Consider the following 21775-nt stretch of genomic DNA (forward strand, 5'->3'; position numbering starts at 1 on the left):
AAAGAGCCACTTCAGTCATGAAGTGGCTCTAGGTATATGAGTAATATCATTTTTAAATCAAATTAAAAAGCTCATATGTATCCCATCCACTTCCCTACGCTAGTTTTAACTAGATCAGGTGTAAGGGTTAAGGCTAAAACCTCTCTCAGCATATCAGCACCCCTAGCGGAAACTATTTTATTATTTTTACTATAACTATATAGAAAACTAACATAAATAGACTATAAAAACAATATAAAACTTCTGGTGGAATTTGCTGAATGTTCAATGAATAATATAACTGTTTTATTATATGAAATACCAATTGAGTTGTCTTATAACAACATTTTTTAGAAAAAAATAATATTTGCAAGCGCTTACTAAATAGCCGTAACTACTGTTACATAAGGGTTTAAATTAACAGAAAATTAAGACTTATTTAAAATAGGCCAAAATATGAAAAAAGTGGTTGTAATTTATTTTTCTCTGTTATATCATAAGGACATAAGATAACAACCTGTAGTAATACAGAAGAGAGAATACAAGAAACTGACAATTAATACTATGTTTCTACTATTCTCGTACGACGCAATTACTCATTGTTAGACTTATAACTTTCTCATTTGGCAAAAAAACCTAACTTTCTCAAACAGGTGACGGCTCAATGTAAGCTACTCCTTACAGTCGTCACCAGACAAAACGGCAGCAAAGATTTTTTTCATAAAATTTCAACTTTTACTTATTTATTAAACAATTAAGGGAGATGGAGACTATGACAAAAGTAAACATTCAAGAAGCAGCTAAAAAATTGCAGGAACAATGGGACAACGACCCACGTTGGGCAGGAGTAACACGTCCATACTCAGCAGAGGAAGTAGTTCGTCTTCAAGGTTCTGTAGTTATTGAACATACATTAGCACGTCGCGGTTCTGAAAAGCTTTGGAATCTTATTAATGAAGAGCCATTCGTTAACGCTCTAGGAGCATTAACTGGAGGTCAAGCGGTACAACAAGCTAAAGCTGGTCTTAAAGCAGTTTACCTTAGTGGGTGGCAAGTAGCAGCAGATGCTAACTTAGCTGGACAAATGTATCCAGACCAATCTTTATATCCGGCTAACTCTGTACCACAAGTTGTAAAACGTATTAACAACTCTTTATCTCGTGCAGACCAAATTCAACATATGGAAGGCGAAGGTGACGTAGATTACTTCCTACCAATCGTTGCAGATGCTGAGGCAGGTTTCGGTGGCCAGTTAAACGTATTTGAATTAATGAAAGGTATGATTGAATCTGGTGCTGCTGGTGTTCACTTCGAAGACCAATTAGCTTCTGAGAAAAAATGTGGTCACTTAGGTGGTAAAGTACTTATCCCAACTCAAAATGCAATCCGTAACTTAATTAGTGCTCGTCTAGCAGCGGACGTTTCTGGAGTTCCTACAGTAATCGTTGCTCGTACTGATGCTGATGCAGCGGATTTAATTACAAGTGATATTGATGATAACGATAAGCCGTTCATCAAACAAGGTGAAAGAACTGCTGAAGGTTTCTACCGCACTAATTGTGGTATCGACCAAGCAATCTCTCGTGGTCTTGCTTATGCTCCATATGCAGACCTTATCTGGTGCGAAACTTCAAAACCAAGCCTGGAAGAAGCGAAGCAATTTGCTGATGCTATCCATGCTAAATTCCCTGGAAAAATGCTTGCATACAACTGCTCGCCATCATTCAACTGGGAAGCTAACCTTGACAAAGCAACAATCGAAGAATACCAAAGAGAACTTGGAAAAATGGGTTACAAATTCCAATTCGTTACACTTGCAGGATTCCATGCACTTAACTACAGCATGTTTGAACTTGCTCGTGGATACAAAACTCGTGGAATGGGTGCATACTCTGAGCTTCAACAAGCTGAATTTGCTGCTGAAGAGTTTGGTTACACTGCAACTCGTCACCAACGTGAAGTTGGAACTGGTTACTTCGATGAAGTGGCACAAACTATTACAGGTGGGACTTCTTCAACAACTGCTCTTAAAGGGTCTACTGAAGAAGCACAATTCCAAAAATAATAATCTTCATATGAAACTCCGTCCATTGGGCGGAGTTTTTAAGCGCTTACCAGGAAATTAAAAAATACTTAAGCAGTGGATAAGTGAAAGCTTATCCAAAGAAGGGCAATGGCTCCTTGGACTACGCGTATAGCGCCAAGAAACCCACTTGTCACTATACTTTTAAACAGGTAGTGGCTCCGCACATTTCTTTAAACAAGGCTGTTACAAAAGGTCTGCTTTTGACCTTTTGTCCCAGCCTCCGAAGCAATGAGCGAAGTCGCCACATCTTTTACAAGGATTGAAAGGAGTGGTATTTTCTTTCAAGGCGCGTAGCGGACGGAGCCATTGCACCCTTTATTTAAGACTTGTGCCTCAACCTCTTTTGTTCTGCGCTAAAAATTGATACAAAAGATATAATGATCATTTCAGTAAAATTCTTTGCCTTTGGATGTAAATAAATATAAATAGCACTGAGTAAAATGCTATCTCAGTGCTGTCTTAAATATAATTCTATAAAAAAATAGTGGGAAGCCATAACCTTATAGTTGTAATTCTTCTTCAGAAATTAAAATTCCATCTGTGTCAGCATAAACAAACTGACCTGGAATCCAGTTAATTCCTGCAAATTGAACAGGAACATTTTCTTCCCCTTTTCCTTGTTTAATGCTTTTAATCGGGTTAGTCCCTAAAGCAAAAACTCCAATTTTCATTTCGTTAATTTGACCAGAGTCTCTAATGCAGCTATTGATTATCACACCTGCTAGGTTTCTAGAAACAGCAATTTCAGCAAGGTTATCTCCCATTAATGCGCACTTTCTTGATCCAGCACCATCAACGACTAGAACACTTCCCTCAGGGATTTCTTGTAGTGCTTTTTTAACAAGGACATTGTCTTCAAAAACTCTTACTGTACAGATTGGTCCTGAAAATGCCTTTTTCTTTCCGAAGTGTGAAAAAACTGGCTCAGCAAGTTTTACTTTTTCTACATGTACATCACAAATATCAGCAGTATGTAGTGTCATATTTAAAGTACCTCCTAAAAAGAATATAGTGTAAATATTCGATATTTTCGTTTATTTTTCCTGCGCTTTAGTTCAATAAATGATAACTTATGACAAAAAAGTACTTTTTCTTAATTTTTTTGCGTAAAAATAAGATGATTTAATAGAGTAAAGAGGAAATTTTTGATACAATCAAAACAGTCTACGATGAAGAAGAGACAGTTAGTGAATGATTGCTTTTTCTACGAGGCACTACTATTATTAGAGTGATAATGGTACATAACTAAGGAGGAATAATAATGAAAATGATGGATGCAAACGAAATTATTCAATTTATCTCAACTAGTGTTAAGAAAACACCGGTTAAAGTACATATTAAAGGTCAGCTAGAAGGTATTGACTTTGGTGCAGATACAAAAGCATTTATTACTGGTAATGTAGGAGTTCTTTTCGGTGATTGGGAGCAAATCGATGCTGCAATCAAAGCGAACGAAGGACAAATTGAAGATTATGTTGTAGAAAATGACCGTCGTAACTCAGCGGTACCTCTAATTGACATGAAAAATATCAAAGCTCGTATTGAGCCAGGTGCAATAATTCGTGACCAAGTTGAAATTGGTGACAATGCTGTTATTATGATGGGGGCTTCAATTAATATTGGTTCAGTAATCGGTGAAGGTACAATGATCGATATGAACGCAGTACTTGGTGGACGAGCTACTGTTGGTAAGAACTGTCACGTTGGTGCAGGTTCTGTATTAGCTGGTGTTATTGAGCCACCTTCAGCTCAACCAGTAATCGTTGAAGATGATGTAGTAATTGGTGCAAACGTAGTTGTTCTAGAAGGCGTAAGAGTTGGAAAAGGTGCTGTAGTTGCAGCTGGAGCTATTGTAACTGAAGATGTACCACCAAACACTGTTGTCGCTGGTACACCTGCTCGTGTAATTAAAGAAATCGATGAAAAAACAAAAGGAAAAACTGAAATCAAGCAAGAGCTACGTCGTTTAAATGACTAAAAGAGTAAGATAAAAGTGGTGTTCACTTTTTAATCTTTCTCGGAGCAATGAGCGAAGCCGTTGTAATCTTTTTAAAGCCTTACTAGGAGTGTTTTTTCCTAGGGAGGTGAACAACGTGCGAAGCCATTGATACTACACGATATTCTATACAAGAAATTTACTGGCATTCATTAGGCTAATCTAAGCTTGATGGATGCCACATTTATAAGAAGAAAAGGGGTAGTTATGATGACAGATTGGCAAAACCTCGACCAAACATACATGATGTCAACATATAATCGTTTACCGATTGCCATTGAGAAAGGTGTAGGAAACCGATTGTATGATGTGAACGGAAAGTCATACTTAGACCTTTTTACAGGACTTGCTGTTAATATACTAGGGCATTCCCACCCTGAGATTGTGCGTACAATTAAGGAGCAAGGTGAAAAGTTTCTTCATATTTCTAATGTTTTCTTAAATCCACCTGCAATTCAATTGGCGGAAAAGCTTATAAAGAACACAATTGACGGCAAAGTGTTCTTCGTAAATTCAGGTGCCGAGGCAACAGAAGCAACTTTAAAGCTAGTTCATAAGTGGACAAAGGAACAACCAGAAAAAAGAAATGGGATTGTTGTTCTTCAAAAAAGCTTCCATGGTAGAACACTTGGAGCGTTAAAATTAACTAGGCAACCAGGGGTGTATCAGGACTTTCCTGTAACAGACACACCTGTATATGAAATAGAGCCAGAAAATGTTGAAGCGCTTAAAGAGGTATTAAGAACGAAAAAGCCAGCTGCAGTCATTATGGAACCTGTATTAGGATCAGGGGGTATTGTTCCGTTAACTGAAGAATATTTGAAACAAGTATCAGCACTTTGTAAAGAGTACGGCGCCCTTTGTTGTATGGATGAAATTCAAACAGGAATTGGGCGTACTGGTAAGCTATTCGCCTATCAGTATGCAGGGGTCACACCAGATGTCATTCTTTTTGCTAAAGGTGTAGGTGGAGGATTACCACTTGGAGGGATAATAGTAGGACAACATATTAGTCATTTGTTCAAGCCGGGTGACCACGGGACTACTTTTGCACCTGCTCCACTAAGTGCTGCGCTAGGTAATACAGTAATGAAAGTACTACTAGAAGATGGGCAATTAGAAAAGGGAAGAAAACAAGCTGACTATTTAATGAGTAAATTAACAAGCTTAAAGGAAAAATACCCAACATTAGTGTCTGAGATTCGAGGTAAAGGAATGATGTTAGGAATTGTTACGAAAGTCGATCCTGAATCTGCGAAAGATTTACAGCGAAAAATGCTATCAGATGGTTTTTTAGTTGATGTAACACAACAAACTATTATTCGCTTATTGCCTCCGTTAACATTACTCAAGGAGGAAGTAGACCAATTTGTTGAAACATTTGAAACAAATTTGCTCACTCTTGAGAAAGAGGTCACTTCGTAATGAATAAAGACAAGCTCATTGACATTCGTCGTCAATTACATCAAATACCAGAACTTGGCTATGAAGAAGTAAAGACGCAAGCATTTTTATTGGATTATATTAACTCTTTACCTCAAGAGAATTTGGAACAAAAAACTTGGAGAACGGGGATTGTTGTTAAAGTGAAGGGAACTAGTCCCTCGAAAATGATCGCCTACCGTGCTGATATTGACGGGTTACCAATAACGGAAGAAACAGATTATCCATTTCAATCAATACATGAAGGAAATATGCATGCTTGTGGACATGATTTTCATATGACGATTGCACTTGGGGTGTTAACACACTTTGCTAAAAGCCCTGGAAATGATGATTTGCTATTTATTTTTCAGCCAGCAGAAGAAGGACCTGGTGGAGCACAGTTAATGTTAGAAAGTGATATTTTGAACATGTGGAAGCCAGATCAGATGGTCGCACTTCACATTGCTCCTGAATATCCAGTCGGAACAATTGCTACACGAGAAGGGCTCTTATTTGCTAATACATCTGAACTATTTATTGACCTAAAAGGGAAAGGTGGACATGCTGCTTATCCCCACACTGCAAATGATATGGTAGTGGCAGCAAGTCATCTAGTAACACAGTTGCAAACGATTGTTGCGAGGAATGTGGACCCTCTTGATTCAGCTGTTGTGACGATTGGTAAGATTACTGGTGGAACGAAGCAAAATATTATCGCTGAGAAATCTAGAATCGAAGGGACTATTCGTACATTATCGATTGAGTCTATGACGAAAGTAAAACAAAGAATAGAAGCTCTTGTTAATGGAATTGAAGTTGGGTTTGACTGCAAGGCGACAATTGATTATGGTTCGAATTACTGTCAGGTTTTCAATGATAGCCAATTAACTAGAGAGTTTATGGACTTTTCTAAAACTAAAGTTAACTTAATTGAATGTACCGAAGCAATGACAGGAGAAGACTTTGGATATTTCCTTGAGGAAATTCCAGGTTTTATGTTTTGGTTAGGTGTAGATAGCGAACACGGATTACATGATGCGAAATTAAAGCCTAATGAGGATGCGATTCAAGTAGCTGTCGATTTGTTCGTTGAATATTTAAGCTATAAAGTAAGTTCAAAAGGGTAGAGAGAGTCTACCTTTTTGAACTTTTTATTACTTATTAGCTTTATAAATTTTTTTGTATAGTTCTTCTAGAAAGGCAAATACTAACATTGAAATTAAGTTATTGACTTTTCTGGAGGTGCTACATATGCCAAAAATTGGTGTAGAACAATCGTTAACTGCTGTACAACAAGAATTACAATCAAAAGGGTATGAGGTTGTTCAATTGAAACAAGAGCAAGATGCTACTGGTTGCGATTGCTGCGTAATTACTGGTCAGGATCAAAATGTAATGGGTATTCAAAATGTAGTGACAAATGGTTCTGTTATTAATGCACATGGTATGAATGCTGATGAAGTATGTCAACAAGTAGAACAAAAACTTAATCAAGGTCAATAAAAAGAAAAGGAGCCAAAATCTAACTGATTTTGGCTCCTTTTGTAATCTATTACTTAAAGAATGTCTAGCTTAACAAGTAACGCTAATAGTATTTGAAGTAATACTTGGATATTTAGGGCTACTTGAGTATCCGTTGTTGTTACATCAACGTTTCTAGAGTTTTCAATAATTGTTTTTTGGTGTGTGATTTGTTTAATTTTAGAAGACTGTAGTAAATCTTGAGTGATTTTTTCTGCTCGAGAGCTATCAGCGATTGATATGCTGATAACAATTGCAATAGCTGCTTGTAATGAAGCTTGTAATGAAACAGCTGCTTTCGTGTCTGTTGTATTTACTGAAATATCACAAGAATCTTTAATATAAATATATTCTTCAGATAGTTGAAGAGTTTTGTTTGTTTGTTCAGCACCTTGAGTATCTTGAGGCTCAGTTGGGCACAATGGATGTTTTGTTTTAGGGTCTAGAGCAGACCAATTTGAACTTGGTTTTGCACTTGAACGATAAACATCTTGATTCATGTTTAATTCCTCCTTTCATTATCTACTCTCATCCTATGATAGGAGGGCGTCTTTGTTTGGACAGTTACCCTAGTGCGGATGACCAATTTTTATTCGAATGACTACTTTCTATTTAAGAACGTTCGAACTGTATTTGGGTTATTTGCGGAGTGAAACTGCCTTTTTGGTCTTACTAGTTCTTGTTGTTGTTCTTGTACGTTAGGGTTGCTATCTACAAAGTCTTTTTCTGTTTTCGTATTCTTTTTAGCTAGAAATCCTTCTACTTCTGTTTTAATGTTATCAACGATTTCTTTAATGTTTTTCTTTTCTTCTGGTGATAAATCATTGTCAGCTTTATTTACATGGTGCTTTTTTAATGTTTTATCCACAACCATTTCCATTAGTTTTTGTTGATTCTTTAAGTCTAAACCTAATTGTTCCTTATCCATGATATAAAACCTCCTAAAAAAATTGGAATGCTCCCAATAGTACAATATGCTCGAGGGCAAAATGTGTATAGGTATTCATATAAAAAGGCGAGAAAATGGGTGCCATTTTCTCGCCTGGAACTATTAGTCATTATTTTTTTGAATATAAACTTGATGTGGAAACGGAATTTCGATTCCATTTGCATCAAGGGCCTCTTTACAACCCTTACGAAGCTTTCTTTCTACGGCCCATTGAGACATATTTTCTGTTTTAGCAATAATTCGAATGACAACATCAGAATCACCAAGGCTTTGGACACCAACTACATTAGGGCCTTCTTTTATTGCTGGTTCATCTACGGCAATTTTATCACAAGCTTCTTGAAGAACCACAATAGCTTTGTCAATATCATCATCATATGAAATACTCAGATCTACAAGTGCGCGCATATTACCTCTTGAGTGGTTGCTAATACTACTAATTTCCCGATTCGGTATAAAATGAAGAGTACCATCAAAGCCACGAATCTTTGTCGTACGTAACCCAACCTCTTCAACAACACCATCAAGTCCACCTGTTGTAACATAATCATCTACTTCGATTTGTTTCTCTAATAAAATGAAAAATCCAGTAACAACATCACTAACTAGTCCTTGTGCACCAAACCCGATAGCAAGACCGATAATACCGGCACCCGCAATTAATGGTGCTATTTCAAGCCCGAATATCCCAACAATAATTGTAATAAATACAAAAATAAGAGCATACGAAAATACATTTATAGATAGTTTTTCTAATGTCATGACACGGCCTTTTGACATATTCTTTTGCTCTGCCATTCTCGAAAATCCTGTCGAGATAATCTTCTTCCCAATTCCCTTTGCTACAAAAAATGCAATAATTACGAGGACTATCTGCAAGATGATAACTAGAGCACTATTTAACATAGTGGACCAATCAACCTCTTCTAACCAATTATTCATTAATGACACTCCAATCAATTTTTTAGCGCATTTTTTAAATAGTAATAGTAGTAAAATGCTAAATCTATTTATATATACCCTTTTGCTACTATTACTAATCAAAAAGAATAGCCTCTAAAATAATCGTAACATAGATTTATATTCCTCTCAAACTAGAGGTTATAAATCATGCGAGAGGACCTTATAAAAGATGAGTATGACTACAGAAACATCAATTGTTTCTATTGTTTATAGAATATTTATTAATAAAGAGCTTGTTATATTGAATTGCATGCATAATAAATGAGAATTTCAGATGCATATTATTAGTAAAAAAAGGACAAATCGTCTATAATAAAATTGTTCATGAATTGAGTGTAACTCATTAAAACATGGGTATAATACGTACAGTGCATTATTATAGTAGGGTTAATTATGCAGTTTAAATTAATTATAATTTAATATTGACTAAAAATAACTCTTCTTTTATAATAATCATTGTAAACAAAAATATTAGGAATAATTTTAGGAGGTTTTACATATGACAGATAAGCGTATGGTAGCAAAACAAGCACCTCGTTTTGAGATGGATGCAGTATTACCGAACAAGGAATTTGGTAAAGTAAGTTTAGAAGAGAACATGAAGAACGACAAATGGACAGTACTTTATTTCTACCCAATGGACTTCACTTTCGTTTGTCCAACAGAAATTACTTCTTTAAGTGACCGTTTTGACGAGTTCGAAGATTTAGATACTGAAGTAATTGGTGTATCTACTGATACAGTCCACACTCACAAAGCATGGATCAACACGTCTCGTGACGAAAATGGTTTAGGTGAGTTAAAATATCCTTTAGCTGCTGATACTAATCACCAAGTGGCTCGTGACTATGGTGTATTAATCGAAGAAGAAGGTATTGCTCTTCGTGGTCTATTCATCATCAGCCCAGAAGGTGAATTAATGTATTCTGTTGTTAACCACAACAACATTGGACGTGACGTTGAAGAAACTTTACGTGTACTTCAAGCACTTCAAACTGGTGGACTTTGCCCAGCAAACTGGAAGCCAGGTCAAGAAACATTAAACGTATAATAAATGCATAATATATAAAATGAGAGAGGTCTAGCAGTTATGTGTTAGGCCTTTTTATTACATGAGAGAAGAGGCGATTTACTATGGCATTAAAATTACGTTCTCCATTACCGGAATTATCCGGTGCTACTGAATGGTTAAACGGTGAAGTAAAAAGAGAAGATTTAATTGGCAACAAACCAACTTTAATACACTTTTGGTCAATTTCTTGCGGACTATGTAAAGAGGCAATGCCAAATGTGAATGAATTTAGAGACAACTATAAGGACCAATTAAATGTAATTGCAATTCATATGCCACGTTCGGAAAAGGATTTAAACCTTGATGAAATTAAGAAAGTGGCAGCAGAGCATGAGATTACACAACCAATTGCAATTGATAATGGGCATAAAATAACAGATGCGTTTGAAAATGAATATGTACCTGCGTATTACGTTTTTGACGAAGAAGGTAACCTTCGACATTTCCAAGCTGGCGGTGGCGGTATGAAAATGTTAACGAAGCGTGTCAACCGTGTATTGGGTATTAAAGAATAGTAATTAGAGCGATTTGCACATGCAAGTCGCTTTTTATAATGGCCTACGAAATTAAAAATACTTAAGCTTTGGCTAAATAAAAGACCGCTTTGCAGTTTTTGTTCTGTTTAAAAGTCACCCACACCCACTCAGTAGGCATATACATATCTTGAGGTGGTTTAGTTGAATATTATAGATAAAAGAAATTCACTTACAAGACATAGAAGTAGAACGTATCGACGTCGTGCAAAAAGTGGGATACGGAATATTGCCATTCATCATAGTGCAACGACATCAGGGAGCGCAGAAGCTTTTGCAAGATATCATGTGAATACATTAGGCTGGCCTGGTATTGGTTATCATTACGTCGTAGATAAAGACGGAACAATCAGTCTCTGTCACGATTTAGAAGTAGTTAGTTATCATGTTGGAAATAGTAATAGTAGAGCTGTGGGTATTTGTATGGTAGGAGATTTTCGAACACAAACATTAGGAAATGCTCAAAAAACAGCAACGATAAACTTAGTTCTATCTTTATTAGATGAATTGAGCGGTGTTTCTGTGGAAGATGTCTGGGGGCATATTGAATTTCCGGGCTACTCTTGGAAAGCGTGTCCTTCAATTAGTATGAGTCAATTTCGAAGAGACCTTGCGAGAGAAGCGGGGACAACTGTCCCGAGCTCGATACCATCACCTAACTATATTTCTGGCCCTAGACAACGAACGATTATCTCTAGAGGTGATCAAGGCGATGATGTGAGGGAAGTTCAAGAAAGATTAGATGAGTTAGGATTTAAGCCAGGACCTATAGATGGGATATATGGTCCACAAACGTTTGATGCGGTTCAGCGATTTCAACGGGCTGCTTCTATTTCTGTAGACGGAATTGTAGGACCGGAGACACGGAGGGCGTTAGAGAATTATCAGGCTTCTGACGATATCATAGAGCATGGTTCCCCTACAGATGAACCAGATGAGAGGGAAGAGAGCTTTGCTAGTGAATCAAGACGATTATTACGGAATATGAGGCCTATGATGAGAGGGACTGATGTACGAGAAGTTCAACAAAAAGTAGGAGCGATGGTTGATGGTATCTTTGGTTCAGAAACAGAACAACGAGTTCGAGAATTCCAACAGAGGCACCAATTGACTGTAGATGGAATTGTAGGCCCACAAACTTGGAGATCATTAGACCGTGTGACCGATACAGAACCAAGTTATCACCGCTTATTGTCATTACAAACTCCTTATCTTAGAGGGGATGATGTAAAGAGAGTACAAAGGAGACTGGGAGTTCAAGTGGATGGCTTATATGGACCTCAAACAGAAAGAGTAGTACGAGAATTTCAACGGAGAGAAAATATAACTGTAGATGGAATTGTAGGAACACAAACATGGAGAAGGTTATTTGATTAAAGTTGGTTATTTGACTAATTAATCTATTCTAGAAATTTATCTGATTGTATATGCTAATATATAGGTAACAATATATGAACTAAGAGTAAGTAGGGGTAAAATGAAAAAAAAACAATTTGCCGTTGTTGGTCTTGGACGATTTGGTGGGAGTGTATGTAAGGAATTAAGTAAACAAGGGATGGATGTATTAGCAATTGATACAGATGAAACGAAAGTTAATGAATATAAAAACATTGTCACGCATGCCGTTGTAGCTGATTCTACTGATGAGAATACTCTAAAGTCGTTAGGAATACGTAATTTTGAGCATGTGATTGTTGCAATTGGTGACAATATTCAAGCGAGTATTTTAACGACACTTATTTTAGAAGAATTAGGAGTTAATCATATAACAGTTAAGGCTCAAAATGATTATCATGAAAAGGTATTGATTAAGATAGGAGCAGATAAAGTTATTCATCCTGAACGGGATATGGGTGTACGGATTGCCCATAATATCGTATCAAAAAATGTTCTTGATTATTTAGAGCTATCGGATGAATATAGCATTGTCGAGCTAATTGCAGGAAACATCATGCATGGAAAAACGTTAATAGAACTAGATGTTCGTGCAAAATACGGTTGTAATATTATGGCGATTAAAAGAGGTGAGGATATTAATGTCTCACCTATGGCACACGAATCAATCATAAGAGGAGATATACTAATTGTAATTGGTGCCGATAAGGATATTAATCGTTTGGAAAAGAGTTTGTTGGATGATGATGATTAAAAAAGTGCTAGATGGGATTGAAAGTCCATCTAGCACTTTTAAGGTTAGAGAGCGAATTCGAGGAGGCAAAGGCTCAGCACACTACTTCCAACAAAAGCACCCTTCGGTTTTTGTTTTTATACTTCCATAATAATCGGAAGAATCATTGGCTTACGTTTTGTTTTTTCGTAGAGGAATGGTCCGAGTAAATCACTAATTTCATTTTTGATTTCTGACCATTGTGTTGTCTTTCTTTCCATAATACCGTCTAAGTGTGTTGCTAGTAGCTTTTGAGCTTCGTGAATTAAGTCGCTAGATTCTCTCATATAGACAAATCCACGAGAGATAATATCAGGACCTGCGGTAACTTTAAATTCTTTCATATTTAGACTTACGACAACTACTACAAGACCTTCTTCAGAAAGTATACGTCTGTCTCTAAGAACGATGTTTCCGATATCACCAATTCCATTTCCGTCAACATACACTGAACCAGAAGGTACCTTACCAACAACACCTGCTTCATCTGGATGAAGGGCAAGTACTTCACCGTTGTCCATAATAAAGCAATTTTCAGCTTTCACATCACAATCTTGAGCAAGGACTGTGTGCATCTTTAACATACGGTATTCTCCATGGATCGGCATGAAATATTGTGGTTTCATTAAACGTAGCATAAGCTTTTGTTCTTCTTGACCACCGTGACCTGATGTATGAATATCACTTAAAGCACCATGAATAACATTTGCTCCTGCACGGTATAACTGATTAATTGTCTTACTAACACTTAATGTATTTCCTGGGATTGGTGATGATGAAAATACAACTGTATCTCCAGGAATAATTTGAATTTGGCGATGAGTACCGTTTGAAATACGTGATAAAGCAGCCATTGGTTCACCTTGACTTCCGGTACATAAAATAGTTACTTGGTTATCAGGTAACTTATTTAATTGGGAAGTGTCAATAAATGTATTTTTTGGTGCTTTTATATAACCTAACTCTTGTCCAATTGTAATAGCCGATTCCATACTACGACCAAATACAGCAACTTTACGTTGGTATTTAACTGCAGATTCAACAACTTGCTGTAATCGGTGGATGTTAGAGGCGAATGTAGCAAAAATAATACGGCCTTCTACTTTACGAAAAATGGATTCTATACTTTCTCCTACTTTTCGCTCCGACATTGTAAATTCTGGAATTTCACTATTTGTACTATCTGAAAGTAAGCAAAGGACGCCTTCTTCACCGATTTTAGCCATTTTTGTTAAGTTGGCTGGTTCACCAACAGGGGTAAAATCAAATTTGAAATCCCCTGTATGAACGATATTTCCTGGTGGTGTTTTCACAACTACTCCATAAGAATCAGGAATACTATGTGTTGTGCGGAAGAAAGATACGGATGTTTTTGCAAATTTGATAACTTGATCTTCGTGAATTTCGATCAGTCTAGATTTTCGGATTAATCCGTGTTCTTCTAATTTACCTTTAAGTAAGCCTAAGGCTAATTTACCACCATAGATAGGAACATTAATTTCTCTAAGTAGATAAGGGATACCACCAATATGATCTTCATGGCCATGTGTGATAAATAGTCCCTTAATTTTGTCTGCATTCTTTTGTAAATAAGAATAGTCTGGTATGACATAATCAATCCCTAATAACTCATCCTCTGGGAACTTTATACCAGCATCAATTAAGATAATCTCATCTTGGAATTGAACAGCATATGTGTTCTTTCCAATCTCACCGAGACCACCTAGCGCATAAACGGCTGCCTGATTATTTTTTATTTGCTTCATATACTATATCTTCTCCACTTTAAAGTCTTCGTGTTGTTGTTCGTACTCAAGGTACTCTCCAGATACAGGACGAATGAATTCGATATTGTAGTTACGGTCAGCTAACTTAAGGCGTACATCTGACTCGCTCACACCTTCTACATAAATTGCTTTTGTATTTTCACGCACCGGTGATTGATAAATACTTTCTTGAAAAAATACTTTAAAAATCATAATTACCTCTCCTTAACGAATAGTTTCTATTTTATCATTATAAATGAAATTGGTTTGTTTTTCATGTTTTTATTTTCATTACCAATCACTTAACTAAAATTTGCATGTTTCCTATTAATACCACTTTCTAACGTAATATGCAACTTATCTTTGAAGAGAGGACTTATATTTTCCATTTGGTAGAAGAGTTCGGAAACGCTTTAATAACCTTTCACGCCATCGCTTTAACATTTTTTATACACTCCTTTCACTTTTATGTTCGAGGTATTTCCCTACTTTGTTCTTAGTATGTGAAAGGAATGCCAAACATCTACAAGGTAAAAAATGGAGATGCTGTATGACTAAGAATATATTTAGCAAATGTGGTACATTAGACTATAGGATAGTAATAAAGGAGAGTAAACTAAATGGAGAAAAAATTAGTGTTTTTAGATATTGACGGAACAATTTTAGATGAGGAAAAAAATATTCCTGATTCTGCGTTAGAAGCAATCTCCCTTTTAAAGAAGAATGGTATCCATGTGGCAATAGCTACTGGCCGAGCGCCTTTTATGTTTCAGACATTATGTAAAGATCTTAGTATAGATTCTTATATTAGCTTTAATGGGTCTTATATTGTAGATAAGGGGGAGGTTATTTATAAAAATCCCTTGAGCAAATCGCATTTACAAACACTAGAAAGTCATGCGGCTAATTCAAAGCATCCGATGGTTTTCCTTGATCATAAAACTGCACGTTCTAACCATGAGGAACATCCGTATATCGTTGAAAGTATTGGGAGTTTGAAGCTTCCATATCCACCATATCAGCCAACTTTTTACCAAGAGAAAGAGATTTTTCAAGCATTATTATTCTGTGAAGAAGAACATGAGTCTACATACCTTGATACTCATAAGGATTTTGATTTTGTTCGATGGCATCCATATTCAATTGATGTTCTTCCTTTGGGTGGTTCGAAGGCAAGAGGGATTGAAGAGCTCTTAAAAAAATGGGATATAAAGATAGAGAATACATTTGCATTTGGCGATGGGTTAAATGATCTCGAGATGCTAGCATATGTCGGCACAGGTGTCGCGATGGGGAATGCTGTAGACCCGGCCAAAAAGGTTGCTGACCTTGTAACTAATAATGTTCATGAGGATGGATTGTATCACGGACTAAAGAAGCTCGGATTAATCTAGAAAGAGGAAGTGCTATAAGCACTTCCTCTTTAACTTTCATTCATTATAGGTCCTTTTTCAACTTGTCTTTAAAGTCTTCTATACGGTCATAGAACATTATCCCATTTAAATGGTCAATCTCGTGCTGGAATACGATAGCGGGAAGTCCTTTAAGTTTTATTTGAACTTCTTCTCCTTCTAGAGTTGTTCCTTTGACAGTAATTCGTGCATAACGTGGTACAAGGCCAGGTATTTCTCGGTCTACAGATAGGCAACCTTCACCGTTATCTAAGTGTGTCATTTCAACAGAATGACTAACAATACGTGGATTGTACATTCCGTAGCTTATTAAATTCTCTTGTTCATCTTCGAGGTGAACAGCAATCATTCGTTTGCTTACCCCAATTTGAGGAGCAGCAATTCCGATTCCAGGACGTAAATCAAATTTTTCAGCTATTTCTGGATCTTGACTATTTATAACAAATTCAAGCATTTTTTGTAATATTTCTTTGTCTTCAGCAGAAGCGGGCGTAGGGACCTCTTTTGCCACTTCTCTTAGAACAGGATGTCCTTCACGTACAACGTCTTTCATCGTGATCATCTTCAATCACTCCTTATATGTAGTCATTATGATTTTATGGATGTATGGTATGTAATTTCCTTACTAAGTATAGCAAAGTACTGATAAATGGGGAAGTATAGGATAGTAAATAAGGGAGGCGAATAAACGCCACCCTTTGTATTAATTAGCATTTACCGTAGTAAGAAGCACCTACGATGATTAATAGAATGAAAAGCACAACGATTAACGCAAAGCCTTTACCAGCACCTGCACCGTAACCTGGTCCTGCATAAGCTCCTGCTACTTGAGGTCCGGCTACTGGTGCTCCATATCCATATCCACAAGGGTCCCAACATCCTGTTCCGTGTCCGTACATTGAAACATTCCTCCTTTTGTTTTATGCATCGCTCTTATGTGGCGATTCAATATTACAATATGCATTTCAAGGCTAGGTGTTTGGATGAATACCCAGTTTTCTATAATTTTTTTGAAAAATGAAGACATTCGTACTAAAGTGTTAAAACGTATAATATACTAACAACGTGTTAAACAAGCTGCAGTTGTAATGATTTAAGCAGTATGTTTAATTACGACTAAAACAGTGAAATAGCTATTGTAAAGATAGATAATTTCATATAGTGTTTTAGTTATATACATATCGTTGAATTTGCACGACTAAGTAAGAATTATCTTGGGGGGTTAGTTAGTGGTGAAAGTTAAGGGTACATTAATATTGTCAGTTCTCACTCTTCTGTTATTGTTAACGGGGTGTGGTACAAATCCAGCTGAAACTATGTACGGACATTTAGAGAAGGCAGTTGTAATGGAAGAAATATTTGAACAGCAACAAGAACCATTAGTAGAAGCAGAAATACAAGAGCATGAGCTATATGAGGAAATTATCATGCTAGGTATGACAGACATAGACAAGATTGTTTCGTTATCACAGGAGGCTATCTCATTAGTCGACAAACGACAGCAGTTAATAGATAAAGAAAAGATGAGTATTGAATCAAGCTACGAGGAATTTATGAAAGTTGAAGAATTCATTTCTAAATTAGATGAGGGAAGTCCTCAAGAGTTGGCAATTGAATTGCAAGCGAGTATGACAAACCGCTTTGAATCATACCAATCATTATATAATCAATATTCAGAAGCATTATCACTAGATAGAGAATTATACGAAATGCTTCAAAGTGAGGAATTAACGATAGATGACCTTCAAGAACAAATTGATAAAATTAATGAGTCGTACCAAGGCGTTTCTAATCTAAAGGAAGAGTTTAATGAGAATACTGAGCTATATAATCAAACGAAAAAGGAATTTTATGAAACTACGGGTATAGAGGTACAATATAATTAGGAAAGATAACCAGATGATCCAACATAATCATCTGGTTTTTTGTGTTCTATAAGAGGTGGTTATGACAAATTTCGCGGATTGTTATTTTTGAAACTATGTACTTTTAGACAGTCTGTATTATAAAAATATTCATTTGATATATAACACAGAGTTTTACAGTATGTGAATCGAAATAAATAAAAGATAATTTTAAATAAGTAAAACAAAAGGATTGACGAGTTTTTAGTATGTGAGTTAGACTATAACGGTAATAGAAATTGTATTACTTTATCAAAAAAATAATTAATACAGTTTTAAAAACATGATGGTTAATTGTTTGGCACAATGGGTATTACATAGTAGAGAGGCGTATTAAATTAAGTTTATCCATAATATATTTCTGATTTAATAAAAGCCTTACTGTAATTTAACATTTTAAAAATGGGTATCCTAATAATGATTTTTCTTCGCGTTCATATGGATCGAAAGAACTAATTCAATACTTAATTTTCAAGTAATTGAAGTTAATTTAGATTTTTAGTAGGAAAGGAAGAGGTGAAGGTAATGAACACAAGAACATTAGAACAAATCGAAAGTCAATTTGAAATGTTTCAAATTTTAAATGAAGAAGGCGAAATCGTTAACGAATCAGCAATGCCTGAACTATCTGATGAACAATTACAGGAAATGATGCGTCGTATGGTTTATACGCGTATTTGGGACCAAAGAGCAATTTCTTTAAATCGTCAAGGACGTTTAGGATTCTATGCCCCTGTTGCTGGTCAAGAAGCCTCTATGTTAGGTTCTCAGTTCGCATTAGAAAAGGAAGATTGGATTTTACCAGGTTATCGTGATATTCCACAAATAGTTTGGCACGGACTACCATTACACATGGCATTCTTATATTCTCGAGGACACTTTGAAGGTGGACAAATTCCTGATGAGGTAAACGTATTAATGCCTCAAATCATCATTGGTGCGCAAATTGTTCAAACTGCTGGTGTAGCTGATGGTTTAAGAAGAAGAGGGAAGAAGAATGTTGCGATCACGTATACAGGTGACGGTGGAGCATCTCAAGGGGATTTCTATGAAGGGATGAACTTTGCTGGGGCATATAATGCACCTGCGATTTTCGTTGTTCAGAACAACCGTTTTGCTATTTCTGTCCCAGTAGAAAAGCAATCCGCTGCCAAAACGATTGCTCAAAAAGCAGTGGCCGTTGGTATTGAAGGCATCCAAGTTGATGGAATGGATATTTTAGCTGTATATGCCGCAACTAAAGATGCACGTGATAGAGCTGTGAACGGTGAAGGGCCAACGTTGATTGAGACAATGACATACCGTTATGGTCCACATACTATGGCTGGTGATGACCCAACGCGTTACCGTACTTCAGATCTTGATGATGAGTGGGAGAAGAAAGACCCAATCGTGCGTTTCCGTAAGTTCTTAGAAAAGAAAAACTTATGGACTGAAGATATGGAAAATCAAATGGTAGATAAGGCAAAAGAAGATATTAAAGCAGCTATTAAGAAAGCTGACGGAGCTCCAAAACAGAAAGTTACGGACTTAATTGGACATATGTTTGAAGAACTTCCAGCAAATCTTCGTGAGCAAATGGAAGAATACACAGCAAAGGAGTCGAAATAACCCATGGCGCAAATGACGATGATTCAAGCTATTACTGATGCGATGCGTAATGAGCTGAAATCTAACGAGAATGTACTCGTTTTTGGTGAAGACGTAGGTCAAAACGGCGGTGTTTTCCGTGCTACTGAAGGCTTACAGCAAGAGTTTGGAGAAGAAAGAGTATTTGATACACCACTTGCAGAGTCTGGTATTGGTGGTTTAGCTATTGGTCTTGGACTAACTGGTTTCCGTCCAGTAATGGAAGTCCAGTTTTTCGGATTTGTATTTGAAGTATTTGATTCAGTGGCAGCTCAAATGGCACGTATGCGTTACCGTTCAGGTGGAAAATATTCATCTCCGGTTACAATACGTTCACCGTTTGGTGGTGGAGTAAAAACTCCTGAGCTTCATGCAGATTCGTTAGAGGGTCTAGTTGCTCAATGTCCGGGTTTAAAAGTTGTTATTCCATCAACTCCATATGATGCAAAAGGGTTATTAATTTCTGCAATTCGTGATAACGATCCAGTTGTTTACTTAGAGCATATGAAATTATATCGTTCTTTCCGTGGAGAAGTTCCGGAAGAAGAATATACAATACCTTTAGGAAAAGCTGACATTAAACGTGAAGGTAAGGACATCTCCATTATTACATATGGAGCAATGGTACACTCTTCTTTAAAAGCAGCTGAAGAGCTTGAAAAAGAAGGTATTGATGCTGAAGTTATTGATTTACGTACTATTAGTCCATTAGATATCGAAACAATTATTGCTTCTGTTGAAAAAACAAATCGTGCAATGGTTGTTCAAGAAGCACAAAAGCAAGCTGGTATTGGTGCTTCAGTTGTTGCTGAGATTACTGAACGTGCGATTTTAAGCTTAGAAGCACCAGTATTACGAGTAGCTGCGCCTGATACAGTCTTTCCTTTTGCGGCGGCAGAAGATGTATGGCTACCTGACTACAAAGATATCGTAGAAAAAGCTAAGTATATCGTTAACTTCTAATTCACCTTAGGAAAGGAGTCAGCTTTGCTGATTTCTTTTTCTCTAATTTGATAACGACGAAGAAAAAACTATTGATTTGAAATAAGGGAGGCGCTTTTTGTGGCATTCGAATTTAAATTGCCTGATATCGGTGAAGGTATCCATGAAGGTGAAATTGTCAAATGGTTTGTTAAAGCTGGTGACGAAGTAAAAGAGGATGATATTTTACTTGAAGTACAGAATGATAAAGCGGTAGTGGAAATTCCTTCTCCTGTTGATGGAAAAATTTTAGAGGTCAAGGTAGAAGAAGGTACAGTTGCAATAGTTGGTGACGTACTAATCACGATTGATTATGATGGTGAAATTCCTGCTTCTGCTCATGGTGATCATGAAGAGGAGAAGCCAGCAGAAAAAGCTGAAGTTAAGGAAGAAAAGAAGGAAACGGTTGCTGAACCTGCAGCTGTAGCGGAAGAAGAGGCAGTCGATGAAACAAAGCGTGTTATCGCTATGCCTTCTGTTCGTAAGTATGCACGTGAAAAAGGGATTTCTATCCGTAAATTAAATGGCTCTGGTAAGAATGGTCGTATTCTTAAAGAGGACATTGATGCCTACTTAAATGGAGGTCAAACTGAGGAGGAGGAAGCAACTAAGTCAGACGAAGCTACTGAAGCGAAAGAACAACAGGCGAAGAAACCAGCTTCAACGCCAATGTCAATTCCTCAGGGTGAACTTGAAGAGCGTGTTCCATTAAAAGGTATCCGTAAAGCAATTGCAAATGCAATGGTAAACTCTAAACATACGGCTCCACACGTTACACATATGGACGAAGTTGATGTGACAGCTTTAGTTGCTAGTCGTAAAAAATATAAAGAAATGGCAGCTGACAAAGGTATTAAGTTGACTTACCTTCCATATGTTGTTAAGGCATTAACGAGTGCATTACGTGCGTATCCTACGTTAAATGCTTCAATTGATGATGCAAATGAAGAAATTGTATACAAAAAGTATTTCAATATTGGTATTGCGGCAGACACTGAACAAGGTCTGGTTGTACCGGTAATTAAAGATGCAGATCGTAAATCAGTATTTATGCTTGCGGAAGAAATTAGTGAATTAGCTGTTAAGGCTCGTGACGGTAAATTAAGCCCTAATGAGATGAAGGGTGGTTCTTGTACAATTTCTAACCTTGGATCAGCTCGTGGTGCATGGTTTACTCCAATTATAAACCATCCAGAGGTAGCAATCTTAGGAATTGGTCGTATTGAAGAAAAGCCAGTCGTTAAGAATGGTGAAATAGTCGCTGCTCCTATGCTAGCATTATCAATTAGCTATGATCATCGTTTAATTGATGGTGTGACTGCTCAAAATGCATTAAACCAAATTAAACGTTTATTAAATGACCCAGAATTATTAATTATGGAGGGATAATCG

22 protein-coding genes and 1 riboswitch are annotated in these 21775 nt (G+C 36.7%); of the genes, 14 read left to right on the forward strand and 8 right to left on the reverse strand.

Annotated elements, in window-relative coordinates; all coding sequences use genetic code 11:
- Positions 1–74: 74 nt before the first annotated feature.
- Positions 75–174, reverse strand: a riboswitch (TPP riboswitch).
- A 568-nt stretch (positions 175–742) separates the two neighbouring features.
- Positions 743–2044, forward strand: a complete 1302-nt coding sequence (gene aceA / locus CD003_RS01725; protein WP_096199163.1) for an isocitrate lyase — start codon at positions 743–745, stop codon at positions 2042–2044.
- A gap of 521 nt (positions 2045–2565) precedes the next feature.
- Here aceA and rraA read toward each other — a convergent pair.
- Entirely contained in the window at positions 2566–3048 is a 483-nt protein-coding gene (gene rraA, locus CD003_RS01730) for a ribonuclease E activity regulator RraA (protein ID WP_096199164.1), read from the reverse strand.
- Positions 3049–3326: 278 nt separating this feature from the next.
- Between rraA and dapD the strand changes: the two genes are divergently transcribed.
- The 4 genes from dapD (at position 3327) to CD003_RS01750 (ending at position 6989) form a co-directional block, all read left to right on the forward strand.
- Positions 3327–4043: a 2,3,4,5-tetrahydropyridine-2,6-dicarboxylate N-acetyltransferase gene (dapD, locus tag CD003_RS01735; protein ID WP_096199165.1), complete on the forward strand. Its 717-nt coding sequence runs from the start codon at positions 3327–3329 to the stop codon at positions 4041–4043.
- Between the two features lie 228 nt (positions 4044–4271).
- A complete protein-coding gene (locus tag CD003_RS01740; protein WP_096199166.1) occupies positions 4272–5486 on the forward strand; it encodes an aspartate aminotransferase family protein in 1215 nt (404 codons plus the stop codon).
- Positions 5486–6613, forward strand: coding sequence for an N-acetyldiaminopimelate deacetylase (locus tag CD003_RS01745; protein ID WP_096199167.1), 1128 nt, complete (start codon positions 5486–5488; stop codon positions 6611–6613). The genes CD003_RS01740 and CD003_RS01745 overlap by 1 nt, the downstream gene beginning before the upstream one ends.
- 124 nt (positions 6614–6737) lie before the next feature.
- Positions 6738–6989, forward strand: coding sequence for a YkuS family protein (locus tag CD003_RS01750; protein WP_096199168.1), 252 nt, complete (start codon positions 6738–6740; stop codon positions 6987–6989).
- Between the two features lie 53 nt (positions 6990–7042).
- Here CD003_RS01750 and CD003_RS01755 read toward each other — a convergent pair whose 3' ends face one another.
- The 3 genes from CD003_RS01755 to CD003_RS01765 form a co-directional block, all read right to left on the reverse strand.
- Positions 7043–7507 carry a spore coat protein gene (locus CD003_RS01755; protein ID WP_096199169.1) on the reverse strand — a complete coding sequence of 155 codons (465 nt, stop codon included), beginning with the start codon at positions 7505–7507 and terminating at the stop codon, positions 7043–7045.
- A gap of 101 nt (positions 7508–7608) precedes the next feature.
- Positions 7609–7935, reverse strand: coding sequence for a hypothetical protein (locus CD003_RS01760; protein WP_096199170.1), 327 nt, complete (start codon positions 7933–7935; stop codon positions 7609–7611).
- A 123-nt stretch (positions 7936–8058) separates the two neighbouring features.
- Positions 8059–8898, reverse strand: a complete 840-nt coding sequence (locus tag CD003_RS01765; protein WP_096199171.1) for a mechanosensitive ion channel family protein — start codon at positions 8896–8898, stop codon at positions 8059–8061.
- 520 nt (positions 8899–9418) lie between these two features.
- Here CD003_RS01765 and CD003_RS01770 point away from each other — a divergent pair.
- From CD003_RS01770 to CD003_RS01785, 4 genes are all read left to right on the forward strand, one after another.
- The gene (locus CD003_RS01770) at positions 9419–9970 is read left to right on the forward strand and encodes a peroxiredoxin (protein ID WP_096199172.1); all 552 of its coding nucleotides are present in this window, start codon (positions 9419–9421) and stop codon (positions 9968–9970) included.
- Between the two features lie 83 nt (positions 9971–10053).
- The gene (locus CD003_RS01775; RefSeq protein WP_096199173.1) at positions 10054–10506 is read left to right on the forward strand and encodes a redoxin domain-containing protein; all 453 of its coding nucleotides are present in this window, start codon (positions 10054–10056) and stop codon (positions 10504–10506) included.
- A 162-nt stretch (positions 10507–10668) separates the two neighbouring features.
- A complete protein-coding gene (locus CD003_RS01780) occupies positions 10669–11901 on the forward strand; it encodes a peptidoglycan recognition protein family protein (protein WP_096199174.1) in 1233 nt (410 codons plus the stop codon).
- 100 nt (positions 11902–12001) lie between these two features.
- Positions 12002–12673, forward strand: a complete 672-nt coding sequence (locus CD003_RS01785) for a potassium channel family protein (RefSeq protein WP_096199175.1) — start codon at positions 12002–12004, stop codon at positions 12671–12673.
- 116 nt (positions 12674–12789) lie between these two features.
- Here the strand turns inward: CD003_RS01785 and rnjA are convergent, their stop codons facing one another.
- Entirely contained in the window at positions 12790–14457 is a 1668-nt protein-coding gene (gene rnjA, locus CD003_RS01790) for a ribonuclease J1 (protein ID WP_096199176.1), read from the reverse strand.
- Positions 14458–14460: 3 nt separating this feature from the next.
- On the reverse strand, positions 14461–14670 hold the full coding sequence (locus CD003_RS01795; RefSeq protein WP_096199177.1) for a DNA-dependent RNA polymerase subunit epsilon: 210 nt from the start codon (positions 14668–14670) through the stop codon (positions 14461–14463).
- Between the two features lie 407 nt (positions 14671–15077).
- Between CD003_RS01795 and CD003_RS01800 the strand changes: the two genes are divergently transcribed.
- On the forward strand, positions 15078–15851 hold the full coding sequence (locus CD003_RS01800) for a Cof-type HAD-IIB family hydrolase (RefSeq protein WP_096199178.1): 774 nt from the start codon (positions 15078–15080) through the stop codon (positions 15849–15851).
- Between the two features lie 43 nt (positions 15852–15894).
- Here CD003_RS01800 and def read toward each other — a convergent pair whose 3' ends face one another.
- Together def and CD003_RS01810 are read right to left on the reverse strand one after the other, a co-directional pair.
- Complete coding sequence (def, locus tag CD003_RS01805) at positions 15895–16431, reverse strand: peptide deformylase (RefSeq protein ID WP_096199179.1); 537 nt, start codon at positions 16429–16431, stop codon at positions 15895–15897.
- 145 nt (positions 16432–16576) lie between these two features.
- Complete coding sequence (locus CD003_RS01810; protein WP_096199180.1) at positions 16577–16768, reverse strand: YjcZ family sporulation protein; 192 nt, start codon at positions 16766–16768, stop codon at positions 16577–16579.
- A 330-nt stretch (positions 16769–17098) separates the two neighbouring features.
- Between CD003_RS01810 and CD003_RS01815 the strand changes: the two genes are divergently transcribed.
- The 4 genes from CD003_RS01815 to CD003_RS01830 all read left to right on the forward strand — a co-directional run bounded on the left by CD003_RS01815 (position 17099) and on the right by CD003_RS01830 (position 21772).
- A complete protein-coding gene (locus CD003_RS01815) occupies positions 17099–17755 on the forward strand; it encodes a YkyA family protein (RefSeq protein WP_096199181.1) in 657 nt (218 codons plus the stop codon).
- A gap of 543 nt (positions 17756–18298) precedes the next feature.
- The gene (gene pdhA, locus CD003_RS01820) at positions 18299–19384 is read left to right on the forward strand and encodes a pyruvate dehydrogenase (acetyl-transferring) E1 component subunit alpha (protein ID WP_096199182.1); all 1086 of its coding nucleotides are present in this window, start codon (positions 18299–18301) and stop codon (positions 19382–19384) included.
- A gap of 3 nt (positions 19385–19387) precedes the next feature.
- Entirely contained in the window at positions 19388–20365 is a 978-nt protein-coding gene (locus CD003_RS01825) for an alpha-ketoacid dehydrogenase subunit beta (RefSeq protein WP_096199183.1), read from the forward strand.
- Positions 20366–20464: 99 nt separating this feature from the next.
- A complete protein-coding gene (locus tag CD003_RS01830) occupies positions 20465–21772 on the forward strand; it encodes a dihydrolipoamide acetyltransferase family protein (protein ID WP_096199184.1) in 1308 nt (435 codons plus the stop codon).
- Positions 21773–21775 lie beyond the last annotated feature (3 nt).

It is taken from the genome of Bacillus sp. FJAT-45350, from assembly GCF_002335805.1.
Taxonomy (GTDB): Bacteria; Bacillota; Bacilli; order Bacillales; family NISU01; genus FJAT-45350.

Excerpts from the sequence above, each read along its gene's own strand:
- aceA (WP_096199163.1), top strand. The coding sequence starts at position 743 with ATGGAGACTATGACAAAAGTAAACATTCAAGAAGCAGCTAAAAAATTG.
- rraA (WP_096199164.1), bottom strand. The coding sequence starts at position 3,048 with ATGACACTACATACTGCTGATATTTGTGATGTACATGTAGAAAAAGTA.
- dapD (WP_096199165.1), top strand. The coding sequence starts at position 3,327 with ATGAAAATGATGGATGCAAACGAAATTATTCAATTTATCTCAACTAGT.
- CD003_RS01740 (WP_096199166.1), top strand. The coding sequence starts at position 4,272 with ATGACAGATTGGCAAAACCTCGACCAAACATACATGATGTCAACATAT.
- CD003_RS01745 (WP_096199167.1), top strand. The coding sequence starts at position 5,486 with ATGAATAAAGACAAGCTCATTGACATTCGTCGTCAATTACATCAAATA.
- CD003_RS01750 (WP_096199168.1), top strand. The coding sequence starts at position 6,738 with ATGCCAAAAATTGGTGTAGAACAATCGTTAACTGCTGTACAACAAGAA.
- CD003_RS01755 (WP_096199169.1), bottom strand. The coding sequence starts at position 7,507 with ATGAATCAAGATGTTTATCGTTCAAGTGCAAAACCAAGTTCAAATTGG.
- CD003_RS01760 (WP_096199170.1), bottom strand. The coding sequence starts at position 7,935 with ATGGATAAGGAACAATTAGGTTTAGACTTAAAGAATCAACAAAAACTA.
- CD003_RS01765 (WP_096199171.1), bottom strand. The coding sequence starts at position 8,898 with ATGAATAATTGGTTAGAAGAGGTTGATTGGTCCACTATGTTAAATAGT.
- CD003_RS01770 (WP_096199172.1), top strand. The coding sequence starts at position 9,419 with ATGACAGATAAGCGTATGGTAGCAAAACAAGCACCTCGTTTTGAGATG.
- CD003_RS01775 (WP_096199173.1), top strand. The coding sequence starts at position 10,054 with ATGGCATTAAAATTACGTTCTCCATTACCGGAATTATCCGGTGCTACT.
- CD003_RS01785 (WP_096199175.1), top strand. The coding sequence starts at position 12,002 with ATGAAAAAAAAACAATTTGCCGTTGTTGGTCTTGGACGATTTGGTGGG.
- rnjA (WP_096199176.1), bottom strand. The coding sequence starts at position 14,457 with ATGAAGCAAATAAAAAATAATCAGGCAGCCGTTTATGCGCTAGGTGGT.
- CD003_RS01795 (WP_096199177.1), bottom strand. The coding sequence starts at position 14,670 with ATGATTTTTAAAGTATTTTTTCAAGAAAGTATTTATCAATCACCGGTG.
- CD003_RS01800 (WP_096199178.1), top strand. The coding sequence starts at position 15,078 with ATGGAGAAAAAATTAGTGTTTTTAGATATTGACGGAACAATTTTAGAT.
- def (WP_096199179.1), bottom strand. The coding sequence starts at position 16,431 with ATGATCACGATGAAAGACGTTGTACGTGAAGGACATCCTGTTCTAAGA.
- CD003_RS01810 (WP_096199180.1), bottom strand. The coding sequence starts at position 16,768 with ATGTACGGACACGGAACAGGATGTTGGGACCCTTGTGGATATGGATAT.
- pdhA (WP_096199182.1), top strand. The coding sequence starts at position 18,299 with ATGAACACAAGAACATTAGAACAAATCGAAAGTCAATTTGAAATGTTT.
- CD003_RS01825 (WP_096199183.1), top strand. The coding sequence starts at position 19,388 with ATGGCGCAAATGACGATGATTCAAGCTATTACTGATGCGATGCGTAAT.